This window comes from Rothia nasimurium, from assembly GCF_928381415.1.
Taxonomy (GTDB): Bacteria; Actinomycetota; Actinomycetes; order Actinomycetales; family Micrococcaceae; genus Rothia; species Rothia nasimurium_H.
This window is the reverse complement of the sequence record NZ_CAKMSF010000002.1, coordinates 43,497-66,390: the sequence shown is the minus strand read 5'-3', so window position 1 is coordinate 66,390 and position 22,894 is coordinate 43,497. Positions and strand designations below refer to the sequence as shown.

17 protein-coding genes are annotated in these 22,894 nt (G+C 53.3%); 16 read left to right on the top strand and 1 reads right to left on the bottom strand.

Translation table 11 applies throughout. The features are described 5' to 3' along the window. Positions 1-36: 36 nt before the first annotated feature. From L7A20_RS02165 to L7A20_RS02090, 16 genes are all read left to right on the top strand, one after another. The gene (locus tag L7A20_RS02165; protein WP_237222257.1) at positions 37-2,265 is read left to right on the top strand and encodes a polyribonucleotide nucleotidyltransferase; all 2,229 of its coding nucleotides are present in this window, start codon (positions 37-39) and stop codon (positions 2,263-2,265) included. A gap of 547 nt (positions 2,266-2,812) precedes the next feature. Then, positions 2,813-3,691 carry a glycosyltransferase family 4 protein gene (locus tag L7A20_RS02160; protein WP_237222256.1) on the top strand — a complete coding sequence of 293 codons (879 nt, stop codon included), beginning with the start codon at positions 2,813-2,815 and terminating at the stop codon, positions 3,689-3,691. Continuing rightward, a complete protein-coding gene (locus L7A20_RS02155; protein ID WP_237222255.1) occupies positions 3,691-4,737 on the top strand; it encodes a glycosyltransferase family 4 protein in 1,047 nt (348 codons plus the stop codon). The genes L7A20_RS02160 and L7A20_RS02155 overlap by 1 nt, the downstream gene beginning before the upstream one ends. 28 nt (positions 4,738-4,765) lie before the next feature. Next, positions 4,766-5,995 (top strand): glycosyltransferase, encoded by a 1,230-nt coding sequence (locus L7A20_RS02150; RefSeq protein ID WP_237222254.1) that lies wholly within the window; start codon positions 4,766-4,768, stop codon positions 5,993-5,995. Further along, a complete protein-coding gene (locus L7A20_RS02145) occupies positions 5,988-6,878 on the top strand; it encodes an aldo/keto reductase (RefSeq protein WP_237222253.1) in 891 nt (296 codons plus the stop codon). Before L7A20_RS02150 ends, L7A20_RS02145 begins: the two co-directional genes overlap by 8 nt. Before the next feature lie 9 nt (positions 6,879-6,887). Continuing rightward, on the top strand, positions 6,888-8,534 hold the full coding sequence (locus tag L7A20_RS02140; protein ID WP_237222252.1) for a GMC oxidoreductase: 1,647 nt from the start codon (positions 6,888-6,890) through the stop codon (positions 8,532-8,534). Positions 8,535-8,542: 8 nt separating this feature from the next. Continuing rightward, positions 8,543-9,085, top strand: a complete 543-nt coding sequence (locus L7A20_RS02135; RefSeq protein WP_237222251.1) for a DapH/DapD/GlmU-related protein — start codon at positions 8,543-8,545, stop codon at positions 9,083-9,085. A 194-nt stretch (positions 9,086-9,279) separates the two neighbouring features. After that, positions 9,280-10,410, top strand: a complete 1,131-nt coding sequence (locus L7A20_RS02130) for a glycosyltransferase (RefSeq protein WP_237222250.1) — start codon at positions 9,280-9,282, stop codon at positions 10,408-10,410. After that, positions 10,410-11,690 (top strand): hypothetical protein, encoded by a 1,281-nt coding sequence (locus L7A20_RS02125; RefSeq protein WP_237222249.1) that lies wholly within the window; start codon positions 10,410-10,412, stop codon positions 11,688-11,690. Before L7A20_RS02130 ends, L7A20_RS02125 begins: the two co-directional genes overlap by 1 nt. A gap of 90 nt (positions 11,691-11,780) precedes the next feature. Beyond that, positions 11,781-13,037, top strand: coding sequence for a nucleotide sugar dehydrogenase (locus L7A20_RS02120; RefSeq protein WP_237222248.1), 1,257 nt, complete (start codon positions 11,781-11,783; stop codon positions 13,035-13,037). Between the two features lie 28 nt (positions 13,038-13,065). Further along, positions 13,066-13,644, top strand: a complete 579-nt coding sequence (locus L7A20_RS02115) for a hypothetical protein (RefSeq protein ID WP_237222247.1) — start codon at positions 13,066-13,068, stop codon at positions 13,642-13,644. Positions 13,645-13,675: 31 nt separating this feature from the next. Beyond that, positions 13,676-15,214: a polysaccharide biosynthesis tyrosine autokinase gene (locus L7A20_RS02110; RefSeq protein ID WP_237222246.1), complete on the top strand. Its 1,539-nt coding sequence runs from the start codon at positions 13,676-13,678 to the stop codon at positions 15,212-15,214. 87 nt (positions 15,215-15,301) lie between these two features. Beyond that, positions 15,302-16,729 (top strand): flippase, encoded by a 1,428-nt coding sequence (locus L7A20_RS02105; protein ID WP_237222245.1) that lies wholly within the window; start codon positions 15,302-15,304, stop codon positions 16,727-16,729. 12 nt (positions 16,730-16,741) lie between these two features. After that, positions 16,742-17,620, top strand: a complete 879-nt coding sequence (locus tag L7A20_RS02100) for a glycosyltransferase family A protein (protein ID WP_237222244.1) — start codon at positions 16,742-16,744, stop codon at positions 17,618-17,620. Positions 17,621-17,635: 15 nt separating this feature from the next. Beyond that, positions 17,636-18,649, top strand: coding sequence for a hypothetical protein (locus L7A20_RS02095; protein ID WP_237222243.1), 1,014 nt, complete (start codon positions 17,636-17,638; stop codon positions 18,647-18,649). Positions 18,650-18,752: 103 nt separating this feature from the next. Then, complete coding sequence (locus tag L7A20_RS02090; RefSeq protein ID WP_237222242.1) at positions 18,753-20,882, top strand: acyltransferase family protein; 2,130 nt, start codon at positions 18,753-18,755, stop codon at positions 20,880-20,882. 56 nt (positions 20,883-20,938) lie between these two features. On the opposite strand, the gene L7A20_RS02085 is transcribed toward L7A20_RS02090, so the two are convergent. Next, on the bottom strand, positions 20,939-22,882 hold the full coding sequence (locus L7A20_RS02085) for a Rib/alpha-like domain-containing protein (RefSeq protein ID WP_272879204.1): 1,944 nt from the start codon (positions 22,880-22,882) through the stop codon (positions 20,939-20,941). Positions 22,883-22,894 lie beyond the last annotated feature (12 nt).

Genomic DNA, 22,894 nt, shown 5'->3' with positions numbered 1-22,894 from the left:
CGAAGGCGCGGCGCAGACAACAGAAATGGAGGAACCTTGGAAGGTCCCGAAATTCAGTTTGCAGAAGCAATCATTGACAACGGCAAGTTCGGTAAGCGCGTAGTGCGCTTCGAAACCGGCCGCCTCGCCAAGCAGGCCGCAGGCTCTGCCCTGGTCACTATCGACGACGACACCACCCTGCTCTCAGCCACCGCTATCGGCAAGAGCCCCCGTGACGGCTTCGACTTCTTCCCCCTGACCGTAGACGTTGAAGAGCGCATGTACGCAGCCGGTAAGATCCCCGGCTCCTTCTTCCGCCGTGAAGGCCGCCCCTCAACCGAAGCGATTCTGGCTGCCCGTCTGATCGATCGCCCCCTGCGTCCTGCCTTCAAGAAGGGCATCCGCAACGAGGTGCAGGTCGTCGTCACCGTGCTCACCATTGAGCCCGACGAAATCTACAACACCGTAGCAATCAACGCAGCCTCCTGCTCCACCACCCTCTCCGGTGCCCCCTTCGCGGGCCCCGTTGGCGGTGTGCGCGTTGCCCTGATCGACGGCCAGTGGGTTGCCTTCCCCAAGCACTCCCAGCTTGAGAACGCTGTCTTCGACATGGCTGTAGCCGGTCGCGTTGTGACCAAGGCTGACGGCACCGAAGACGTCGCCATCATGATGGTTGAGGCAGAAGCTACCGATAACTCCTGGAAGCTCATCAAGGAAGACGGCGCCACCGCACCGACCGAAGAAGTTGTTGCTGAGGGCCTCGAAGCTGCTAAGCCCTTCATCGCTGCCCTCTGCAAGGCCCAGGCCGACCTGGCTGAGCGCGCCGGCAAGCCCGCTCTGGAGCTGCCCATTTTCGGTGAGCGTGCCGCAGAAATCGACGAAGCCGTCAAGGCTTTTGAACCCAAGATCGTTGAGGTCTACTCCATCGCCGGTAAGCAGGACCGCGAAACCGCGTCCGCTGACCTGCAGCAGGAAATCGTTGAAACCCTGGCCGCAGAAGGCAAGGAATTCGAAGGCCGCGAGGACGAAGTCAACGCAGCTTTCAATGCCCTGACCAAGCACGTTGTGCGTCAGCGCATTCTCACCGACCAGGTCCGTATCGACGGCCGCGGCCTGACCGACATCCGTCAGCTCACCGCTGAGGTTGAGGTACTGCCCCGCGTCCACGGCTCTGCTATCTTCGAGCGCGGCGAAACCCAGATCATGGGCGTCACCACCCTGAACATGCTCAAGATGGAGCAGCAGCTGGACTCCCTCTACCCGGTCAAGTCCAAGCGCTACATCCACCACTACAACTTCCCGCCCTACTCAACCGGCGAAACCGGCCGTGTGGGCTCACCCAAGCGTCGCGAAATCGGCCACGGTGCTCTCGCTGAGCGCGCCCTGACCCCGGTTCTGCCGTCACGCGAGGAATTCCCCTACGCTATCCGCCAGGTCTCTGAGGCTCTGGGCTCTAACGGTTCTACCTCCATGGGTTCCGTCTGTGCCTCCACCCTCTCCCTGCTGAACGCCGGTGTGCCCCTGCGCGCACCCGTCGCCGGTATCGCTATGGGTCTTGTCTCTGACGAGGTCAACGGCGAAACCCGCTACGCAGCCCTCACCGATATTCTCGGTGCTGAGGACGCCCTGGGCGATATGGACTTCAAGGTCGCAGGTACCTCTGAGTTCGTGACCGCTATCCAGCTGGACACCAAGCTCGACGGTATCCCCGCCTCCGTTCTGGCTGGCGCCCTGACCCAGGCCCGTGAAGCCCGCCTGCACATCCTCGAGGTCATCAACGCAGCTATCGACGCACCCGACGAGATGAGCGACTACGCACCCCGCGTGATTTCAGTCCAGGTTCCCGTCGCCAAGATCGGTGAGGTCATCGGCCCCAAGGGCAAGATGATCAACCAGATCCAGGAAGACACCGGCACCGACATCTCCATTGAGGACGACGGCACGGTCTACATCGGCGCAACCGACGGCCCCTCAGCCGAAGCAGCCCGCGCAGCAATCAACGCGATTGCTAACCCGCAGGTTCCCGAGGTTGGAGAGCGCTACCTGGGTACCGTCGTGAAGACCACCACCTTCGGTGCCTTCGTCTCACTAACCCCCGGTAAGGACGGCCTGCTGCACATCTCCGAGCTGCGCAAGCTCAACGACGGCAAGCGCGTAGATGACGTCGAGGACGTCGTCGGCGTAGGCCAGAAGGTCCAGGTCGAGATCTCCAAGATCGACGACCGCGGCAAGCTGTCACTGGTACCCGTCGTAGCCGAAGGCGAAGAGAGCGGCGACGAAGAGTAAGAAAGACATCTTCACACCTATTTAGATAGCGCAGGAGCTACTGAAGCTTCTGTGCTATCTATTTTTATAGGGTAGAAAAATATTTGATGCTTATTTTTAGACAAGTATTATGCGGTAAAAACATACATGTTCAACATAACAAGATATTTATTTTTGACGCATCTTTACCTATCGTTTTATTCCGGTAGTCTTAATTGAAATTAGGGATGGCTTGTAGCCAAGAGGAAATATGGGATTTATTGTTGGTCTGAACAGGGACCGAGACTCCTACCAGGTTCCACTCGCACTCGCGGAACTGGGTCAGTTAGAGTTGTTTGTTACCGATTACTATGAAGGTGTCGGACTGTCTTTGCCCACGTTGGGGCACCGTAAGAGTGAGGGGATCGCGCCTTCACTCGTCCGTCAATCACACCGCGCTTTCTTGGCACAGATGCCCTATGAAGTGAAGCGTCGTATTGACCGCTCAACTGATTTTCCAACCTTTTTTGTGGAGCGTCAGTTGGGTAAGACTATTGCACATGCTGCACGAAAAAACCCTACAGCAGATTTGCTGTTATATTCGGGGTCAGCTAAATGGGCATTTGAGGGACCGAGCACTGGTAAGAAAATTCTTTTCCAGTACCACCCCTCACCGGAATTTATCGTTAAAACCCTGCACAATATTGATGAGCTAGCAGGGGTTCGCCCCTGGCAGGAAGAAGCAGAGGCTCTTAACCCCGCTATGCAGGCCCTGCACGCCGAGGAAGTTGCTCTTGCCGATTCTGCTCTGTGTGCTTCGACCTTTACTAAGCAGGGCCTTATCGCTCAAGGTATGCCGGCGGAGAAAATCGCTATCGCCCCCTATGGTGGGCCTGAGGTAACCCGCTTTGCGCTCAGCCAGCAGGACGCTCGCTGTAACTTCCTCTTTGTAGGTCAGGGTATTGCCCGTAAGGGGCTTCATCACCTGATTGAGGCCTGGCGCCGAGCCAACCTGCAAAATTCTACGCTGACTGTTGTAGCGTCACGTCTAGACCCTGAAATCGAAGCTTTCGCTGAGGGGCTTGATAACTTTGAGCTTAAGGGCCGTGTGGACGACAAAGAACTCAAACAGCTGATGCAACAGGCCGATACATTCGTGCTGCCCTCACTTGTAGAGGGCTTTGGGCTCGTACTCAGTGAAGCGCTAGCCCAAGGGTGCCGCCTCATTGCAAGCTCAAACACCGGCCTGGTCGATATGCAGCTACCTGAGACTATCGGCACCGTGGTGACAGCTGGATCGGTTGACTCTCTTGTGGAGGCCCTCCAGGAAGCTGAGCACACATATAACCCCGCTCGCCCTTACATGGAACTGGCTTTTGAAGAAGCCGAAAGACTGAGCTGGAAGAACTTCCGCAGCAAGGTTCAGGAAGCTGCGCTGACTACTTTGGAACGAGAGAACAAGAACTAATGCGTATTGTCATCATGGTTCACCGCTTTTACCCCGATTTTGGCGGTGTAGAAGTTACTGCCGAACTTATCGCGCGCGGTTTCGTTGAGCGTCATAACGCTGAAGTCATTGTGGTTACTCATACCAAAGAAGAAGCGACCGATAAGACCTTCCCCTTCAAGGTCCTGCGTGAGCCTAGCCCTATTCAGTTGTGGAAGGCTATCGCGGGGGCAGACGTTGTTTTCCACAACAACCCCTGTATGCAGTTCTACTGGCCCCAGCTCTTTATGAAGAAGCCCTGGGTTGTAGCACTGCGTACCTGGATTACCTTGCCCGGCCAGGAACTGAGCCGAATCGAAAAAATCAAGTACTGGCTCAAGTACAAGATGGTTGAGCGAGCTGATCTGCTTGTGGGTAACTCTAAGGTGCTTGCCGGCCATGTTAACGCTGAAGCTGAGGTTATTTATAACAGCTACCGTGACGATATCTTCAAGGTAACGAACACCGAGGAACGAGACCCCGAATCAATCGTTTACCTGGGTCGTTTGAGCGATGATAAGGGAATTGACCTGCTGCTTGAGGCTGTCTCAAAGTTGGTCGATCGCGGGCTATCTCCCAAGCTTTCCATTATTGGTGGTGGAGACTACCAGCCTGAGGTGGAGCGTATTATCGGTGAGCTAAATCTGCAGGACTGCGTGGTGCTTCACGGGCCGAAGACCGGTACTGATATCGCAGATATTCTGAACCAGAACGCTATTTCAGTAGTTCCTTCTCGAATTCCTGAGCCTTTTGGTACCGTCACGCTGGAGGAAGCAGCATCAGGTTGTGTGGTTCTCGTGGCTAATCACGGCGGTCTGCCTGAAGCCATCGGCGATGCCGGCCCCAAATTCACTCCTAATAATGCAGATTCTTTGGCAGATCAGCTCGAGAAACTCATCACTGATCGTGACTACTACGAGTCTTTCCAAGAGAAGATTCCTAGCCACGTAGAGAACTATAAAGAACATGTTTTTATCGATAAGTTCTACGACGCAATGGTTCGTGCTTATCAGAAGGTAAACGGGTAAAGCTGTGTTGGAAAAAAACCAAAAGGTAGTGCTACTTGCAGCACGCGACGTCACTGCTGCTCGTACCGGACGTATCGCGGTGCTTGAGACAGCGGTAAAGGCTCTTCAAGATGCTGGCTACCCTGTAGAGGTCATCGCGATTACTAACTCTGAGGGCGCAGCAACCTGGCTGGGTTGCCCCGTCCACCGCGTACGTACTCCCTCTATCGTTTCGATGCCTTTTAGCGCTGTACGTTCGCTTGCATCGCGTAAGACTCTGAACGAAGCTCTCTTCGATTCACAGCAGGTAAGAAACTCTGTTAAGGCCATCTGCGATCAGATCGGTGCGACGGTGGTTATCGGCGATAATATCCGTACCTGGGATGCCGCACAGGCCACCGGTCTGCCGGTCGTTATGCACCTAGATGATCTGCTGTCTACCCGCTATGCTTCTACCGAATTCAAAGAGAGCAATGATTCTGTCTTTGGCTACTTCGGTGAGCAGATTCCCAGCTTCATTCGTCCGCTTCTTGAAGGTGCTGTCAAGCACCTGCTGGGAGTGGAGGCAAAACTGGCTTACCGTCGCGAAATTCAGATTGCCCGTGAGGCCGCTGTGACTGCCCTGACCAGTGAAGCTGAAGCCGACGTCCTTGCACTTCGTGCACACGCTCCGGTTGTAGGCCTGCCGATGGCCGTACCCCAGAACGTTAAATGCACTCCTAGCAATAACGCTGCTGAAAAACTAGTCTTCCTGGGTGTTATGCACTACGGGCCCAATATGGGGGCCTTGCGCTACCTGCGTGACGAGGTGCTCCCCATTCTGGAAGACCACGGTCGTAAGGTCGAGGTGACAGTAGTCGGTAAGGCAGACGCTGAGCAGATGGCAGAGTTCGCAGGAACTCCTATTACCTTCAAGGGCTACGTAGAAGATTTGCATGCTGAGCTAAGCAGCCACCGCGTCTTTGTCTCGCCTATTCAGAGCGGTACCGGTGTAAAGACCAAGGTGTTGGATGCTCTGAGCGTAGGTATTCCTGTAGTGGCCACTCCGCTAGGTGTAGCAGGTATTCCTTCTTCACACGGTGATGAGTACCTTGTAGGGCATGATGCAATAGAGTTTGCCCACCATATCGAATACCTCATGGATAACCCCGACCGCGCAGACGCAATTGGTTCTGCCGGTTACGAGCTTTTGGGTCGTTCTATGAACCCCCAGAAAGTATATGATGATTGGGAATCCGCAGTTATCCGCGCAACCGAGGGGCAGGTCGTCTATGCGTAGCCATCTTTTAACTCCTACAGAACTTGGAGAGTTTCAAGTAAGCCCTCTCGGTATCGGTACTTCCCGCCTGGGAGCCTTCTGGCAGAAGCGCTCCATCAAGGAAGGTGAAGAGGCTCTTAACCGTGCCTTAGATCTGGGCGTTGGTCTGGTTGACACCGCTGACGTGTACGCCCGCGGTATTAGCGAGCGAATCGTCGGCAGGGCTGTTAGGCACCGCGATGACGTAGCCGTGATGACCAAGGTAGGTTTGCTCAAGACCCCTCGGGGCATCTTGAACGCACGGAAGCATTCTGGTGGGGCAGGGCTCCAGGGGCTCAAGGCGGCTACTGCGGCTGCTACCTGTTTCGAACCGGGGTACGTTGAAGAAGCTGCAGTAGCGTGTATGCGCCGTCAGGGTAAAGATGAGCTCGATATTTTGCTTCTGCATGAGCCTACCGCCGCAGATTTTGAGCGCTCCGGCCTGATTGAGCAGCTGAACTCCATGAAGGACCGCGGCTTAATCCGCGCCTGGGGAGCCTCTGTGCGCCATGAGGCGGACGCTGTGGCTGCAGCTGGCGCTGAGGGCTTAAGTTGGCTGCAGGTGCCTATCAACCTGGGCAATACTGCTATTGCAGATGCGGTGCAGCCTTTAACCGAAGGCATTCAGGTCGTAGGTATTGCTGTACTGGGTGACGGCTCTTTGCTGCCTCAGGTAACCGCAGGTGGCCTGAACCGTCCGAAGGCCGTGGCTGCCATGGTTGAGGGTGCTTACCAGCACCCCGCTATTGACGCCGTTTTGCTGGGTATGAGCCGTCCGTCCCACGTCACCGAAAATCTTGCCGCTTTAGAACGCGGCGCATCAGAAGCAGATATCGAATCTGCACGAAAAATACTAGAGAGTTAAGAGACTATTATGAGTTTCATCGACGCCCGTGAATTGCCTGAAAACGCCCACCTGACCGGTACGGTGGTTATTGTTGGTACTGGTCCGGCTGGAACTACTGTAGCGCGTGAACTGGCGCCTACGGGCGTCGATATACTCATGGTCGAGGGCGGCTCTTTAGGGCGTTCGCCTGAGCACGATGACACTCTGAAGGCGGATCAGCGATCCCAGAGTGTTGAACCCATGGAAAAGGCACGCACCAAGCGTTTGGGCGGTGCCTCAACCCAATGGGGCGGGCGAACCTACCCCTTCGATGCCTTGGATTTTGAAGACCGGACTGAAGGCGGCTTGAACTTTAAGGGCTGGCCTATCAGCCGGGAAGACCTCAACCCTTTCTACCAGCGCGCGACTGTAGCTGCTGGCGTAAAGAATATGCAGTACACCGCAGCCCAGGCCATTGAGGGCGCCCCCCAACACCTGATGGGGGAGTCTGATCTCGTTAACACTCAGGGTATCTGGCGCTGGGGGCCTCCGGTTAACTTTGGTGATGTTGTTACCGATGAGTTAGCTGACCGCGGGAATGTGCGCGTTTTGCATAATGCGAACGTAACTCATGTGGTTCAAGACCCCGAAACTGGTCGTATTACTGAGCTAAAGATTCAGTCGAAGCCCGGTAAGTTCCTCACCGTGAGCGGTGATGAAGTTGTGCTGGCTATGGGTGGTCTTGAGACTGCTCGTCTTCTGCTGAACTCAAATGTGGGTAACGAGAACGACCAGGTAGGTCGTTACTACACCATTCACCCGATTGGCGAGGTCGGCAAGCTTACTATGGCAGACCCGAAGGCTGAAGGTAACGCTGTTACCTATACAAAGAGCCACGACGGGGTTTGGGTACGACGAAATCTGCAGCTGCATGAGGACGTCCGCCGCCGCGAAGGCCTGCTCAACATGGGGTTTGCAATTTGGTACGACGAGCCCCGTAACCCCGATCATGGCGATCCGCTGCTGAGTTCTTTTGCTCTGGTTCGTAAAATGCTTACGATGACCGGTGGCTTCAAGGGTACAGGTATGCACCGTCGTTATGCGGAGCTGGAGAACCCTAAGGCACACGTGCTGAACGTGGTTAAGGGGCTCCCGAGTGTAGGTGCTTTTGGTGTGCATTGGTTGCGCGACCGTATTCTTGATCCTCGTACCCTTCCTTCTTTCACCCGTTATTCTAAGAAGGGCGTGTACCGAATTCGTTTTGATGCGGAGCAGGCTCCGCGCGCCGAGCAGCGTGTTGTTCTTTCTGATTCAGAGAAGGACGCTTTCGGTGTGCCCCGCCTGGATGTGCAGCATTTTATTCCTGAAGAGGACCGCCGGAATTACCACCGTTCCTTAGAGCTACTTGCTGAAGGCATCAATGCTACTGGCTTTGCAACCTACGAGCCGCCGACTCTGGAAGAGATGCTGACTCGCCCTATGGTCGATGCAACCCACCAGATGGGTTTGGTTCGTATGGGTAGCGCCCCTGAGGAATCGGTGATTGATGAGAATTTGAAGGTATGGTCCTCACCTAACCTCTACCTCTCTACCACCGGTGCGTTTACCACAGGTGGTATGGCAGGCCCGACTCTAACTGTTATTGCTATCTCAATTCGCCTGGCTGATCACCTTGCGGCGAAACTTGGTCTCTAAGGAGAAGAATGAAAGATCTTTCTGGCTTCCAGGGCTACGGCTACGACAAGGGCCGACCAAAAGCTGTTCAGGCCCTGTGGCTTCTGACCCAGAGCACTCTTCTGCAGCACTGGTGGTTTCCGCCCAAGCTGCGTGTAAAGATTTTGCGTGCCTTTGGCGCCAAGATTGAAGAAGGCGTGTTAATCCGTCACGGTGTGACTATTCATTGGCCCTGGAAACTAGAGATCAAGAAGAACTCTTGGGTTGGCGTGGGCACCTGGATTCTGAACCTTGAACAGGTCACTATCGGTGAGAACAGCTGCCTGAGCCAGGACACCTATATCTGCACTGGCTCACATCTGTTCAACCACGATAATTTTGAGTTTGATAATGCTCCTATCGTGATTGGTGACCGTGTATGGGTTGCTTCACGCGCATCAATTTTGCGTGGGGTAACTGTGGGCGACGATAGTGTGGTCGGTGCTATGGCACTGGTGACTAAAGATGTGCCGGCAGGGTCTAAGGTGCTTGCGCCTTTGGGCGATGTAAGCCCTTACCAGCCTAAGAAGTAGGCTGTGTAGAAACATCTGTGTGGCTGCTCTGAAATGGGCAGCCACACTTGTCTAGCCGGTGAGAGCAAAAGCTCAGTGGCAAGGTATAGGAAATAGGCTGGCTACAAAATAGTATAGTCTAGATGATTCGGCGTTGCCCCGGTGGATGGGGCGTTCGTGAGCGCTGATAGATAGATTAGGGTAGGGAACCGTTTATGAGGATTCTGCACGTTGTCACTTTGGTGACTCCTGATGGCTCGTTGGGTGGGCCGTTGCGTGTAGCTGTGAACCTGATGAAGGCTTCGCAGAAGCAGGGGCACGAGGTGCTTCTTGCTGCTGGTACACAGAACTGGGGGAGTGAATTGCCCTCAGAATATGACGGTGTGCCGGTTCAGCTCTTTCCTGCCCGATCGGTCGTTCCTGGTACCGGTTTCGCTGGCTTGACCTCTACCGGTTTGCTATCGTGGCTGCGAAAGGTAGCTCAGACAGCCGACGTTGTCCACGTGCATATGGCACGTGATTTGGTGACTCTTCCTGCTGCTTTGGTTGCTCAGGCTACGGGCGTGCCTACGATTGTTCATACGCATGGAATGATTGATGCTTCTGACCGTCTTTTAGCGAAGCCTCTAGATGCTTTGATGACCCGCCGTGCTTTGCGGGGGGCTGCTCGAATTATTGCTTTGACGGAGCAGGAGAAGCGGGATCTGCAGGTTGTTGATTCTTCTTTGCTGGCTTCTGATATTGAGATTTTGCGTAATGGCGTTCCCTTGTCTGAGCTGCAGGCTGACCACGGGCAGGAATCTCCTGAGGTGCTCTTTTTAGCTCGTTTGCAGGAGCGTAAGCGCCCTACTGTTTTTGTTCGTGTAGCCCAGCAGCTAGCGCGTGAGTTTCCGCAGGTTCGGTTCAGCTTGGTTGGTCCTGATGAGGGCCAGGGGAAGGCTGTTCTTGAGTTGCTGGCTCATGATAATGCTGATGGTCGTATTCGTTGGCAGGGTTCTTTGCCTGCTGATCAGACGGTGGCCCGTATGGCCCAGGCCCAGGTTTATGTGCTTCCTGCTGTTGAGGAGCCGTATGGCATGACGGTGGTTGAGGCTATGACGGTTGGCTTGCCTGTTGTTGTGATGGACGATTGCGGTCTAGCCCCTGAGGTTGAGCAGTTTGACGCTGGGCTGGTAGCTCATAGCGATGATGCAGACAGCTTGGCTGATGCTGTGCGTTCTTTGGTTCAGGATGCGGACGCCCGCGCCCAGATGGGTGCTCGAGGCAAGGATTTTGTGGCTGAGTATTGCTCGATGCCGAAGATTGCTGACCAGCTTGAAGCTATTTACCGAAAGGTAAGTCGTTAATGGCTATGCTGGCTGTCTGGCTAGTGCTTTGTTTTGTGCTAGCTTCTGTTTTTGCGTCTCGTCCTGTTTGGTTGCTGTCAGCTGCCATTATTATCCGTATTTTGGTTCCCTTCTATGCCTCGAATGCATGGATGGTTGGTCTGCACATGGCGGGGTATCTTGTTGCAGCCACGGCAATTATGCAGGTAATTCTGTATCGTCCTCGCGTTGTTCGTGTCTTGCTGAATTCGAAGGCTGAGCTGGCTTTGTTTTCAGTCCTAGTGATTTTGATGATGGTGAACTCGGTGTCTGCTTATTCGAGTATCATCGAAACGCTGATGAACCTGGCGATTATTTACCTCACCCCGTTTGCTCTTTACCTTCTTTTGAAGATGGAGATTCATCGATTAGGGTTACGCGCTATCCAGGTTATTTCTGTGCCTTTCCACCTGACGATGCTCTATCAGCTATGGCTGGCAATGCGTCAAAAAGAAACGGGAGAGTTACTTGTATATGAACAGTACTCTCAGCAAACTGTTTGGTTTCAGACCACGGAAGAGGTCGGGCGAAGCTACGGGACATTGGAAAGCGGGCTTGAGCTAGCTACACTCTGTATCTTTGCTGTTGCAATGACCTACTGGGTAAAAAATAGTTTATTGCGGGTGCTATTGATTGTTGCTTACTTGTACACAGGGCTCCTGTCAAACGGACGTGCTGCGGTAGTTATTAGTATTATGGTCGCGGTTGCTGTGCTTCTACTGGCTCGCGCTGGACTAGCTAGTAAAATAGCAAGTGGAGTAATTGGTCTTATCAGTGGCGGATTCCTATATCTCTCTGAAGCGGGCCAGGAACTTATCTCAAAGGTTAACGATGATGGCGGTTCGAATCAGAAGCGTTTCGATGCGCTGACCTGGGTGAGCAATAATTTCCAGCACTTTATTATGACGGGGTACCCCGGTGACCGTGACCTGCGTGCTTCGGGGCAACTTTCTTCTTCGTTGGAAAATGCCTACCTCATCGCGGCAATGGGCTATGGTCTAATATTTTCAGCAGTTCTATTAGCGCTACAGTTCTTCATCGTTATTAGAAATATGCGGTCTGCGTCTGCTGTCGTTATGGGGCTAGCGGCGCTAGGCATTATCGCAGTAAATATGACTAACAGCGGATTTACCACAAACTCTACAAGCGCTTATCTCTTGTGGATTGCGTTAGGGCTTTGCTCGGTTGGAACCTGGATATCAACCAGCGGGTATCAAGCTCCTATTGATAAAAGATTGAATAGAGTTTCATCTGTATCTTAGAAATACGAAAGAGCAGATTCTAGAAAATCCAGACGAATAAATTTTACTTAATCACAATCACTCAACCACCTCCTAGAAGGAAAACACATCATGACCAAAGTTGTTGTTATCGGTCAGGGCTACGTAGGCCTGCCCCTCGCACAGGAAGCCTCACGCGCAGGCCTCACCGTCGTCGGCCTCGACCTATCACCCCGCATCGTTGACGGCCTCAATTCAGGCATCTCGCACATCGATGACCTCTCAAACGATGACATCGCAGAAATGCTGAAGAACGGTTACACCGCCACCAGCGACGCAACCACCATCGCAGACGCAGACTACGTTGTTATCTGCGTGCCCACCCCGCTGGGCCAGGACGGCAACCCCGACCTCACCCCTGTAGAGAAAGCTAGCGCCTCAATCGCCCAGCATCTCACTGCCGGTACCACCGTAATTCTCGAATCAACCACTTACCCCGGAACCACCGATACCCTCGTCGCTGGCATTATCAACGAAGCTGGCCACACCCTGGGCGAAGATTACTACCTTGCCTTCTCCCCTGAACGTATCGACCCCGGCAACCCCGTCTACGGCCTCAAGAACACTCCCAAGGTTGTTGGCGGCGTAACCCCTGAATCAACTGAAAAGGCCGTAGCGCTCTACTCACAGTTCATTGACACTGTGGTACCCGTACGCGGTGCGCGCGAAGCAGAAACCGCAAAGCTGCTTGAAAACACCTACCGCCACATCAACATTGCGCTGGTCAACGAAATGGCTAAGTTCTGCCATGACCTCGATATCGACCTCTGGGATGTTATCGATGCAGCAGCTACCAAGCCCTTCGGCTTCCAGGCCTTCTACCCCGGCCCCGGCGTAGGCGGTCACTGCATCCCGATCGACCCTAACTACCTCTCCTACGAAGTTAAGCGCTCACTGGGTTACCCCTTCCGCTTCGTCGAACTTGCACAGGAAATCAACCTGTCCATGCCCAAGTACATTTCGGAACGCGTCATGGAAATGCTCAACGAAGAGAAGAAATCCCTCAACGGGGCAAAGGTACTCCTGCTCGGCGTAACCTACAAAGCCAACATCTCTGACCAGCGTGAATCACCTGCAGTACCTGTAGCAGCTGAACTCGCTAAGCGCGGTGCAGTGCTCTCCTACAACGACCCTTACGTAGAGAACTGGACCCCGGGCATCGACGGCATCGAGAAGGTTACCGACCTCGACAAGGGCCTTGCAGAAGCCGACATCGTTATCCTGCTCCAGAAGCACCGTGACTACGATGTAGACGCTCTCGCAGGTAAGTCCAAGGTCTTCTTCGACACCCGCGGCGTTACCACCTCAGACAAGGCAGTTCGTCTCTAAACCTGCTACTCCTTCGGAAGGCTCCCCAATGGTACAGCAAGCACAACATTCCTGGTATTTCGTATGCACTGGCAATATCTGCCGGTCAGCATTCGCAGAGGCCTATCTTCAACGTCTCTTCAACGGAGTAGCAGCTGTAAACAGCGGGGGAACCGGGGTCAACCAGGCCCTGGCTCCTACTGAAGAAATCAAAACACTTGCAGCCCGCCAGGGACTCTCCCTCGATGAACACACCCCCCGGTTTATCGAGGGAGAGGAGCTCAAAGCTCACGACATCGTGCTGACCGCGACGGTAGCCCACCGGGCTCAAGTACTAGCAGAGGCACCGACCCTGCTCAATAGGGTTTTTACCATCAAAGAGTTTGCCCAGCTTCTACCCCACATCGACGTAGAAGAAATTCAGCAGGCAGACCCCAGCAAATGGTGGAGAGCTGCAGCCCGTAAGGCCTCCCAGCTCAGATCACGGGTCAACGCTCCCGGCAATGATCTAGATATCGTTGACCCCTTCAAAAAAGATATGGACGTCTACATCGCAAGTACCCAGGAAATCATGGATGCGCTCGATGTTATCGCAAACGTCGAACATATGAGAGCCTCACGGGCCTAATCACACAGCACAACTGAACGGAACAATCTCAATGAACGAATCGCAAGCAGTAGCCGACTCGGCTTCTGAAAAATCGAAAGGCGCCATCGAAGGTTTCCTTCGTACTCTCCGCCGCCAGTGGTACATCCTTATCATCGCCGCCGTTATTGGCGGCCTGCTAGGCTTCGGCTTCTCTATGATGCAGCCTAAGGTCTACGCATCTGACGCAACCGGCGTCGTCACCACCGGTGATACCGGGAGCGTGGCCCTGGCATCGGCCGCCGATACCCTCACCAAGTCGAAGGCTACCCAGTACCAGGCCCTAGCATCATCTCGCACTGTTGCAGAACGTGCTCTGGAAATCTCTGGCTACCAGATGACCCCGGAACGCGCTATCAGCATGGTGTCTGCTTCTGTTCCCCTTGATACTGCACAGATTAAGGTAACTGTTCGTTCACAGGATCCCGAGCTAGCTAAGAACCTTGCTGACGCTTGGATTCAGGCCCTGGGCGAGAACGTCCAGACCGTTGAAAACTCCGGCAACAATGCCACTACCGGTGAAGGTAACTTTGCAGTCCAGTCTGTCATGCAGTTCTCTGCTTACGTGCCGGCTAATCTTCCTCAGTCACCGGTTTCACCCAACGTTAAGCTCAACACCCTGCTAGGCATTGCTCTAGCTCTGATCGTTGGCGTGGTCTACCTCTTCATCCGTTCAGTTCGCGACCGATCAATCCGCTCAATGGATGCGCTGGTGGAAGTAACCGGCTCAGAAATTCCCGTTCTGGGCACCGTTCCTTTCTCCTCATCATTTGCCAATTCACGTCTAATCACTCCGAACGATGCAGCAGAGAATACCCGACGTGCTGATTTCCGACTCGTCGAGTCCCTCAAAGAACTCCGCACCAACCTGCAGTTCAAGAACCCCGACAACCCCCCTCGCCGTATCGTTATTACCTCCTCACTTCCTTCAGACGGTAAGTCAACCGTTGCAGATAACCTGGCGATTATTCTGGGGCAGTCAGGCAAGCCCGTATTCCTCGTCGATGCCGACCTCCGCCGTCCTACTGTTGCTAAGAGCTTCGGCCTCATCGAAGAAGTCGGCGTCACCGACGTCGTCATCGGCCGTGCTGACGTAGAAGATGTACTTCAGACCGTAGAAGGTTACCCCAACCTCTACATTCTGGCTGCTGGTCGTATTCCTCCGAACCCCTCTGAAATCCTCAGCTCAGATGCCTTTACTCAGATGATTGACCGTCTCGCAGAAGAAGGCATGGTTATTCTGGATGCGCCCCCGCTTCTGCCCGTTACTGACTCGGCTATCTTGGCTACCAAGTTTGACGGCGCCCTTGTCGTTGTAGAAGCAAATGGTACTAAGCGTGAGGAGCTTGCGAAGTCCATCAGCAACCTGAACCGAGTCAACGCCGATATTCTCGGTACTGTGCTCAACAAGGTTCCTGCAACCGGTTCTGAAGCAGGCTACTACCAGTACTACGGCCGTGAGTACTACTACGACAATGAAGGCAAGCGTACTGGCCAGAAAAGTGAGAAAAAATCACGCAAGGCCAAGAAAGCTAAACGCAAAGAGAAGTAGTAGCACGTAATCGTTCATTGAGTAATGAGGGTGGGAGGAACAACCTCCCACCCCTGTGCTATACCGACCGGGCACGAAGAAAGATTTATGGCTAAAAAATACCAACCGAGGCATTTGGCAACCGACTTCACGGAAAAGTATGAGAGCCACACCGTTGAAGAGCCGATACAAGAGACCCCCCAACCGAGCGTGCGAAAGAGCATGTTCTACTCGTTGCTGGGGAACCTTATTGCGCCTATCGCGGGTCTTGCCATTGCGCCTATTCTTTCTAACTCTTTGGGCGATGCCGGGCGCGGTGCCCTTGGCGGCATCACATCTTTAGTGCTTGTAGCAACTGCGGTTGGTGCATTTGGCATGCCAGAAGCACTGACCTTTCACGCTGCACGATTTGTGAGGCGTACCGGCTCAGTTCTCAAGCTTGTTGTAGGTGTGCTCGTACTTTTAGGAGCCGTATGTGCAGGCGTGATTTATGTACTTGCACCTTACCTAGCAGCAGACCACGGGCCCTGGTACGCACAGCTCGTTGTTCTGACGGCATTAGCGGTTGTGCCCAACATGCTGATTCTTATTCCGCGCGCCCTCGTAGCGGCCACCCACCAATGGCACCTGCAAGCGCTGGAACAGGGCCTCTTCTCGTTGCTACGCCTCGGAGCCATTCTTGTACTTCTCTGGACTGGGAACCTTAACGTTCTCAGCGCCGTTATCGTTACCCTCGTAACTCCGGTACTGGGTGCTCTTGTATATGTGCCAATGCTGGTGAAGATTCGCCAGCAGAAGTACCGCTACTCGGGTGAAAAACAACCAGTAGGGGAAGCTCTGGGGTACGGCGGCAAGGTCTGGTTTGGCTCCCTTTCTGGGATTGTGCTTTCACGTATTGACCAGACCCTCATGATTAAGCTGACCACTCTTCAAGAGCAGGGGCTCTACGCTGTAGCTGTGACTATCGGCGAAGTACCTTCGGTTATCTCAAACGCTATTCGTAACGTGGTTTTTGCCTTAGACTCACGGGATAGTGGCGATGAAGATAGCGCAGCGGCAGCCGATCAACGTTTGACAATGACTGCCCGAGTCACCACCCTCATCACGCTTCTTATCTCGCTCCCGATTGCTCTGACAGCTCAGTGGTGGATTGGTCCTATCTTCGGCCAAGAATTTGAAGCAGCAGTACCTATGACCTGGGTTCTGTTAGGAGCCGCGGTTATTGGTTCCGCAGGGTCCGTAGCGGGCGCTGGTCTCTCAGGGCGCGGCCACCCCGATCTGCGTAGCTGGTCTATGGCTATCGGTGCAGTGTTTAACCTGCTTGTGCTTATAACCCTCACCCCGCATATTGGAGGTATGGGTGCAGCGCTATCGACCTTGGTAGGTAGCGGTCTAGCTGGTTTCAGCAACATTGTTTTCTTGAAACTCAAGTTTGGGTTCAAGATTCATGAATTTTATGTCGCCCGAGGAGCAGATTTTGCGCTTCTTGGACGAGCAGCTCGAGCAGTGCTGCGCAAAGCAAAGATTATGAAGTAGAAAGAAATACACATGGTTTCGATGGATCTAACCTACAGCCGACCGGTAAAAATTATTCTTAAATCAGCAGCGATGGGGCGGCTTCGCGCTCTCAACGCTGTGAGCAAGAAGAGTATTGTGGGCAAAGCCCCGATTACTCTGTCGCTCACTTCGTACGCAGACCGCCTGAAAACAGTGTGGTACACCATCGAATCATTGGCTCAGGGGTCGGTCTTGCCCGCGCGGTTTATTCTTTGGGTTGATGAAGAAGACTTTTCTGTCGACAACTACCCCGAGCTAAAACGACTGCAGAACCGCGGTCTTGAGATTCGGTTTACGAAGAACTACGGCCCGCACAAGAAAGCCTACCCCTACTGCCTTGAGACCGGGGGAGAAGAAAACCTTCTGGTCACCGCAGACGACGATATTCTTTACCCCAAGAACTGGCTACGCTACCTGAATGAAGCTGCTGCCCAGTACCCGGGTGAATTTCTGGGCTACCGTACGCACCGTTTCACTTTGGATGCTCAGGGTAAGGTCGCGCCCTACAAACAATGGGTATACGGTTCGGTGAACGATGCACTGTACTCAAACTTCATCACAACAGGTGCAGGCACTATCTTCCCTGCCGCCCTGCAGAAAGCTCTGAAAGAAGCTGGCGAAGACTTCCTTGAAAAGAGTCCGAAAGCAGACGATATCTGGGTCAACGTTATTGCCCTGCGGAATGGCTTGAAGGCACGCAAGATTGACCACAGGGGAATGACCTTTATTTCTATTCCTCGTACCCAGAAGAACGCTCTGCACCACCAGAACGTTGCTGAAAACCTGAATGATAAGCAGCTGGCTGCAAGCATCACTCAGCATGAAATTGATCTGATTGCCCAGGACGCACCTCGCGTCTCAGAAAACTAGAAGGGGGACCTCAGCATGACTACAAAATTTTCACGTCGTCTTTTCCTATCGGGTCTTTCTGCCGGTACTGTCGCTGGCTTCTCTGCCTGTGGCCAGGAGAAAATCGAACGAATTGTGCCTACTGAAACCGCTACAGCGGCTACTTCAAGTGCAACTGCATCAGGCTCGGACCCGCGGAAATGGTCACATTATGGCGATTCATTTACTGCTTCTGGCCTACTCGCACAGGAGCTTGAAGCACTTACGGGATACACTCATATATCTGCTGGAGTAGCTGGCGATACCTCTATGGCTGGTGCATTTAGAGCAGGCGCTTTAGAACTAGAAGTAGGATTTGAGAATAATCTGATTCCTGCAGAGGGACCTGCCTTAGTTACTGCTATGAGCATAGAGCCTAACCCAGTTGCAGCAAATTACTGGCATTACCCTTGTGAGGTGCTGGGAATCAATGGGTACCTTATGCGTGAGTATGGTGTATTAGAAACGTATTTCTACCGTGATTCTCCCGGCAATGAAATTCAAGCAGAGCCTATGAACGCTGTATACCTAGACCCGGCTACACCTACTAATACTTTGACCGAGGGAACCCGCGGGAAATATTCACTTATTGTAGGTTTCGGTCGTAACGATATTGATACAAGAGTTACTAGTGAGCAAACTATCCAGTATATTCGCGATATTCTAGAGACAAATACAGATACCGGTGCACGACACCTGGTATGGGATGTTCCACCGTGGGTTTCAGAGCCTTTAGGCTCAGAGGCCCGGCAACCAGTGGACGAGATTAATTCTCTGCTTGAAGAATCTTTTGGTGAAATTTTTATTACGCCTGTGAGGTGGATTCTTGAAAACCCGGGTGAAGCGTTTAGCGCAGCTAAGGTTGGTATGACTGAAAGAGATCAGACTGATATTGATAATGGAGTAATTCCGGAGTCATTTAGGATTGACGATATGGGGCATTTTAATGAAGCAGGCGCTCGGGCCTGGGCACATGCCGTTTACCAAGAAATAAAGAAGCGCGGCTGGTAAACCATCTTTAGCATTGCATAAAACTTCTTTATCGATGTAAATAATAATTTTTTCCTGGGGAGGGGTAGCACCTCTCCCAAGGTTTTTACATGGCAAGGGAACCATGAACACAGCTACCACATCACATGGCTACCGGCATAGAGCCACCGGCACACAGCGAGCCGATATCCAGGGCCTGCGGGCCGTAGCCGTCCTACTCGTCATCGCCCAGCACTTCTGGAATGTACCCCAGGGCGGTTTCATCGGTGTTGACATATTCTTCGTGCTATCTGGCTTCCTCATCTCAGGAATTATCCTACGAGATATCCAGCAGCATGGACGGGTGCGATTGCCTCGTTTCTACGCTCGCCGTCTGCGTCGTATTATGCCTGTAGCTCTATTCGTCTCGGCCATTACCGTTGTTCTTGCCTGGTTCACCTGGTTCACCCCTCAGGCCTTGCAATACACCCTTGATGCCATCTGGTCGAATCTCTGGGTAGCTAACTGGCATTTCGCAGGAGCTGGAACAGATTACCTGGCTCATTCCGCTAACCCCTCTCCCTTTCAGCATTATTGGTCTCTGTCTGTTGAAGAGCAGTTCTACGTAGCTTGGCCTCTGGTGCTGACTTTGGCCTGGGCTATAGGTAGCAGGTTCAAAAAACCAGAACGCGCGGTTGATATTGCAATTATCGCGACTATTATTCTTTCTGCGCTATGGGCAGTTCTCTTCACAGACTACCGAGCACAGTGGGCCTACTTCGATACCATTTCACGAGCCTGTGAATTCGCGATTGGTGCCTTGGCCGCACGACTAGGCGCTAGAAGGAAATACAGCCAATACCTTGGCCTAGTGGGGCTTGCTCTGCTCCTCGTCTCTGCATTTACTATTACTGCTGCAACTCCTTTCCCCGGACCCTTCGCCCTTGTCCCTGCGATTGCAACAGCCTTAGTGCTATTGCCTCAACAGCAGACAGTTCCCGTGGTGATTGGACTTGAAAATCCTGTCATGCGATGGATCGGTGATATCTCATATTCGCTCTATTTATGGCATTTTCCCGTCCTTATTTTCATGACAACCTGGTTCAGTAACTCCAACCTGGTTCTGCTGGGGTGCCTGGTGTTGACATTCGGACTCTCAGCGCTCTCTTACTACCTTGTAGAGAACCCCCTCCGCCATTCGAACCTACTTCGTAGCTGGGAAAAGCAAGAGCGAAACCAACTGCCCTCAACCTGGATTAAGGCTGGAAACCTGGTATCTGCCACTATCCTGGTTGCCATTGCAGCTATGACCGTATGGCAGTTTATGCCCTCAAAATACGCTGTGCTTGCGCCTCAGACCATGAACGTAGAACGAGCGTCAGCAACAACTACTTACAACACACTGGAAGAAGTCGAGAACGCTATTGCAAACTCAACTCAATCAGAGTGGAGTGACCAGCTTATCCCTTCACCCAACCAACTCACCCAGGAGCAGATGGGCGAAGCAATGGCCCCATCGACTTCCTGCGCTGTAGGATTTGGAGCCACAGACTTAAAGCTCTGTGAATGGGGTGCAAGCGAAGAGTCTGCTCAACGCACAATACTTGTTATTGGCGACTCAGTCGCAATGGCCTGGACTCCAGCAGTTGTTGCAGCGAGCGAGGCAACAGACCGAGTCGTCGCTGCTGGTGTAGGCTCTTGCTCAATTATGTCGATTCGGCAGGAAGCTGATTTTGAAGCAAGCGGATTTGCTGAAAAATGTGCAACCACACGTGAAGCCATGTTCGGTCTCGCTGAAAAGGTGCAGCCAGACCTCATCGTGATTGCGAGCGCAACAGGTGGCTATGAGTATCAGCTCAATGAAGCTGGGCAGATTATTACCGATGCAACTCAAAAGTCAGAGAACTGGGAGCAAGCAACGGCTCAGACGCTCAAGCAACTTGCAAACTACACCAGCCATATCAGCGTGCTTGGTTCCCCTGCGCTTACCGGTGATCCACGAAGCTGTATGACTAAGACCGGGACAACAGCAGATTGCTCTGCTGAGCTACAAAGCTACCAACAGGAAAAGGAAGCAGCAGAACAGCGTGCTGTAGATGCTGCCGAGCTCGGGGCAACTACTGTGACTCGTTTTGATGCACTAGCTGTAACATGCGTCAATGGTACGTGCCCTGTAGTTATTGGGGAATATCTGACTCATACAGACCCCACACATATCACTCAGGCATTTGCTGAAAGCCTGGCACCGCTTATCAAACCGGTACTCCAGCCATAAAAAAGAAGAGGGGCAGGAACTTTGAGTTCCTGCCCCTTGCCTTTATGCTCTGAACTTTACTTTGATCTAGCCTGGCGACGTACTGCAACTAATGCCATGCCACCTACAAAGAACAAGCTTGCCCCCACCATAGACAGAATGGTCAAACTATCCCCAGCTCCGGTACGGGCCAAAGCAGGCTGAGCTGACTGCTGAACAGAACTCGATGGCGAAGCCGCCGCCTGCGATGAGCTTGCTTCACTCAACTGAGCAGTCTGCGATGCAGCATTTGCTTGCTCCACCCGAGGGCCCTGCAGAGGCAGACCATGGGTAGGCAACTGACCTACAGACAACTGACTAGCTGCTAACAAGGTAGGTTCTACAAACGGTACAAAGGTGGGCGATGTCGCAACTGCAGCGGTCGTAACAGGAGCCACCACTGACTCGGTGACTTCCGGAAGAGCAGCCGCAGCATCAGTAACGACGGGAGCGGCGGTAGGCTCAGCTGTAGCTGTAGCTGATTCTGCCGGAGTAGGAGTCGCGGAAGGTTCCGCAGATGCTGAGGGAACAGCAACGGATTCGGTTGGCGTAGGAGCTACGGAGGGCTCCACAGAAGACGTGGGAGCAGCCGTAGGCTCAGCTGAAGCTGTAGGAACAGCTACTTCTGAGGTCTCCTCGGGGGTAGGGGCTACGGGCTCCGAGGAAGGCTCCGGAGTTGCCTCTGGAACGGGCGGGGCAACAACCTTATAGTGCGCTTCGAGATTATCGTGTGACCCATCAGGGTAGGTGAGTTGCAGATAGGCTGTATCCGACCAAGGGGTGGTTGACACATGAGCATCAGGGGATATCAGAATCTGAATCTGCCGCCCGTCGTCACTCAGACTAACTGCTGCAATATCAGTGTCTGAGTATCTCAGAGAAAGAGTGGTGCCAGTGGGTAAAGCGCCGCCGTTGCCTATGACTACTAAGTTATTGCTGAACGATCCACCCGGAACAATTTTTGTCGCCGAGATTTCCTCTGTAGATACAGAGATAACGTCGCTATACTCCGCTACTTCCACGGCCAGATGGACTTCGCGCTGCACCCCGTCCTCTCCAACGAAGTTCAGGGGAATCTTGTGGTGGCCACTCGGCACTCCACCACCGGGGGTAAGCACCACAGAGCCATCGCTGGCAATAGCTACCCACGACGGGGTTTCGGCGGTCGCAGAGAAAACTCCCTGTGCCTTAGACCCGTTAGCAAAAGTAGGAGGAGCCAGCTCTAAGCGGCCATTTGGTTCAACAGAAAGATTCTCTGGATACCACAGACCTTCTTGCCCGGCAGGCTCGGTAACAATAATAGACCCGTCGTACTGCAACTGAACATTGTAGTTACCGTAGCCAGTTACTCGATAGTCATAGCGACCAGGACGAGTTCCTGCCGGGACTGAGCCAGAAATCCACCCTGAGCTAGAAACAGAAATCCATTCGGGGTTTGAATGCTCTCCTAAGTAGAAGGCCACTCCGGGCTCCCAGGGCATCTGTAAATCAAAGGAAGGGAGCTCCTGCCCCCAAGAGAGCTGGGTTACGGGGAAATAATCACCTGTAATGTGCGAGCTGTAGTAATCGTTGATGACCGTTATGGGCTGAGATAGGGTATCAACTGACCCATCGGGGTAGGTCACAAGAACGTTTATCGTGTAGGTGCCCGGTTCTACATCATAGGTAGGCGAGGCAGATATATCCCCGTAAGGGCCAATAAAAATCCAGCTTGGGGTGTCCGGGGCAGCTGAAAAGCGAGTTCCCTCAGGCAGCTCCCCAGAATAATCTACGGGCGGGTAAAAAGTTCGCTCGTCAGGAACCACAACTAAGTAAGAATCGCTCTGATCATACTGGGGCGAATAAAGCGACGCCTGGGTCTGCGTTGCAGGAGTAACCTGTTGTGCGGTGGTCTCTGCGACAGCTTGGGGGAGAGCAACAATGGGGAGCGTTGCAACTCCGCACGATAGCAGAGTGGCCGCGATGCGAGTGTGGTGTTTCATAAAAACTAAAGG